Source organism: Streptomyces capoamus, assembly GCF_014654935.1.
Classification (GTDB): Bacteria; Actinomycetota; Actinomycetes; order Streptomycetales; family Streptomycetaceae; genus Streptomyces; species Streptomyces capoamus.
On the sequence record NZ_BNBF01000002.1, the window covers coordinates 402,044 to 404,654 of the forward strand.

The following is a 2,611-nucleotide window of genomic DNA, read 5'->3' on the forward strand; positions in this document are numbered from 1 at the left end:
AGCGAGGTGTGGCCCAAGGGCAGCGAGAAGACCCTCTCCTACAAGTCCCCGAAGCAACTGCTGGCCTACCTGGCCGCGCACCCGGACGGCATCCGCGCCGCCTACGTGCCCGACGCCACGACGGGCACCCTCTGGTTCGCCGACAAGGCGGTCTGGGTGGCCGACGGCGACCGGCTGCTGCCCTTCGTCACCCCGGCCACCGCGCAGGAGTACCTCACCGCGCACGGCGACGCCCGCACGGTGTCGTACCGGGAGGCCCTGGAGCGGGCGTCATGACCCGGCGGCCCCTGACCCGGTATGCGCTGCGGGCGGTGTCCCTGGCCGCCGCCCTCGGCGCGTGGCAGCTGCTGACCAGCCTGGACGTCGACCTGTGGCTGCGGTTCTCGCAGTTCCCGACGGTCACCGACGTGGCCCACGCCTTCGCCGACCGGGTCTCCGGCGACGACTACTGGACCGACCTCACCGACAGCCTCACGCGCATCCTGGCCGGCTTCGCGCTGGCGGCCGTCCTCGGCGTGGCGACCGGCGTGCTCGTGGCCCGCTCCCGCCTGGCCGAGGACCTGCTCGGCCCGGTGCTGGAGGTCGTCCGCCCGATCCCGGCGATCGCCCTCGTCCCGGTCGCGATCCTGCTGTTCCCCTCGAACGAGCAGGGCATCGTCTTCATCACCTGCACCGCCGCCTTCTTCCCCGTACTGGTCTCCACCCGGCACGCGGTCCGCGCGCTGACCCCCGTCTGGGAGGAGGCGGTACGCACCATGGGCGGCGGACGGTTCCGGATCCTTCGCTCGGTCGTGCTGCCGGGCGCCCTGCCCGGCATCTTCGGCGGGCTGTCGGTGGGCATCGGCGTGTCGTGGATCTGCGTGATCTCCGCCGAGATGATCTCCGGCCAGTACGGCGTCGGTTACCGCACCTGGCAGGACTACACGGTGGTGAACTACCCCGGTGTCTTCGTCGGCATGGTCACGATCGGGGTGCTCGGCTGGATCACCTCCACGGCCGTGGAACTCCTCGGGCGCCGGCTGACCCGCTGGCTGCCCCGCGCCGCGTACGTCCCCGGAGGACGCCCCCGCGCGTCCCGCCCACTCGCCGCCCCAGCCCGCGCCGACGGCGAGCCCGAGCAGCAGGCCCAGTCCCAGCAGCAGGGCCAGAACGACACCGAGGAGGCCCGTGATGAGCACCTCGTCTGAGACCGTCGCCGTTCCCGCCGCGCCGGCACCGGAAGGGGTGTACGGCACCCGGCTCGCCTTCCGCTCCGCAGTCCTGGGCCACCCGGGCGCGCCCGTCCTGTCGGGCGTCGACCTGGAGGTCGCCCCCGGCGAAGTCCTCACCGTGGTCGGACCCTCCGGTTGCGGCAAGTCCACGCTGCTGCGGACGCTCGCCGGGCTGCTGGCGCCGCTGGGCGGCAGGGCCGAGGCGGACGGCAGCCCGCTGACCGGTCCGTCCGCCGACCGGGCGCTCGTCTTCCAGGAGGATGCGCTGCTGCCCTGGCGCAGCCTGCGCGGGAACGTCGAGCTCCCGCTGGCCATCAGGGGCGTCCCGCGCGCGGAGCGGCGTTCGCGGGCCGCGTCGTGGCTCGCACGAGTGGGACTGAGCGAGCAGGCGGGGCAGTTGCCGCACCGGGTGTCCGGCGGGCAACGCCAGCGTGCCCAGTTGGCGCGGGCCCTGGCCGACAGCCCGCGCGCGGTCCTCATGGACGAGCCCTTCGGCGCCCTCGACGCGCAGACCCGGTCCGGCATGCAGGACCTGCTGGTGGAGGTGTTGCGGGGCACGGGCGCGACCGTCGTGTTCGTCACGCACGACGTGGACGAGGCCCTCTTCCTCGGTGACCGTGTGGCCCTGCTCGGTGCGGGGCGGGTGTCCGCCGTGCGCGAGGTGCCGCGCCCCCGTGACCGTGCGGCCTTCGACGATCCGGCCCGCGTGGCACTGCGCCGCGCCGTCCTCAGCTCGCTCGGCTCCTGAAAGGCATCCCGGTGACCACCCTCGCGTCCACCCCCCTGCAGATTCCCGCCGTCACCGATGCCGAGGAGCTGACCTGCGACGTCCTCGTCGTCGGCGGGGGCACCGCCGGCACCATGGCCGCCCTGACCGCCGCCGAGCGCGGTGCGAACGTCCTGTTGCTGGAGAAGGCCCACGTCCGGCACTCCGGTGCGCTCGCCATGGGTATGGACGGCGTCAACAACGCGGTCATCCCCGGCCGTGCCGAACCCGACGACTACGTCGCCGAGATCACCCGGGCCAACGACGGCATCGTGGACCAGTCCACCGTCCGCCAGACCGCCACCCGGGGCTTCGCGATGGTGCAGCGGCTGGAGTCGTACGGGGTCAAGTTCGAGAAGGACGAGCACGGCGAGTACGCGGTCCGCCAGGTCCATCGCTCCGGCTCGTACGTACTGCCGATGCCAGAGGGCAAGGACGTCAAAAAGGTCCTGTACCGGCAGTTGCGGCGGCGCGAGATGCGGGAGCGGATCCGGATCGAGAACCGGGTGATGCCGGTGCGGGTCCTCACCGCCGGCGGGCGCGCGGTGGGTGCGGTCGGGTTCCACACCCGTACCGGCGCGTTCGTCACGATCCGGGCGGGCGCGGTGATCCTGGCCACCGGTGCCTGCGGCCG

Annotated in this window: 3 protein-coding genes and 1 pseudogene; all 4 read left to right on the forward strand. The window is 73.3% G+C overall.

The window, feature by feature from the left end:
* Window positions 1-276: pseudogene (locus tag IE312_RS38920) on the forward strand (nitrous oxide reductase accessory protein NosL); the annotation flags it as partial.
* Window positions 273-1,187: an ABC transporter permease gene (locus IE312_RS05365; protein WP_229899100.1), complete on the forward strand. Its 915-nt coding sequence runs from the start codon at window positions 273-275 to the stop codon at window positions 1,185-1,187. The pseudogene IE312_RS38920 and the gene IE312_RS05365, both read left to right, overlap by 4 nt.
* Complete coding sequence (locus IE312_RS05370) at window positions 1,171-1,959, forward strand: ABC transporter ATP-binding protein (protein ID WP_189978797.1); 789 nt, start codon at window positions 1,171-1,173, stop codon at window positions 1,957-1,959. The genes IE312_RS05365 and IE312_RS05370 overlap by 17 nt, the downstream gene beginning before the upstream one ends.
* 11 nt (window positions 1,960-1,970) lie before the next feature.
* On the forward strand, window positions 1,971-2,611 hold a 641-nt coding region (locus tag IE312_RS38925; protein ID WP_306419712.1), incomplete at its 3' end, for an FAD-dependent oxidoreductase.

Bases quoted from the DNA above. Each gene is read 5' to 3' on its own strand.
- IE312_RS05365 (WP_229899100.1), top strand. From the start codon at position 273: ATGACCCGGCGGCCCCTGACCCGGTATGCGCTGCGGGCGGTGTCCCTG.
- IE312_RS05370 (WP_189978797.1), top strand. From the start codon at position 1,171: ATGAGCACCTCGTCTGAGACCGTCGCCGTTCCCGCCGCGCCGGCACCG.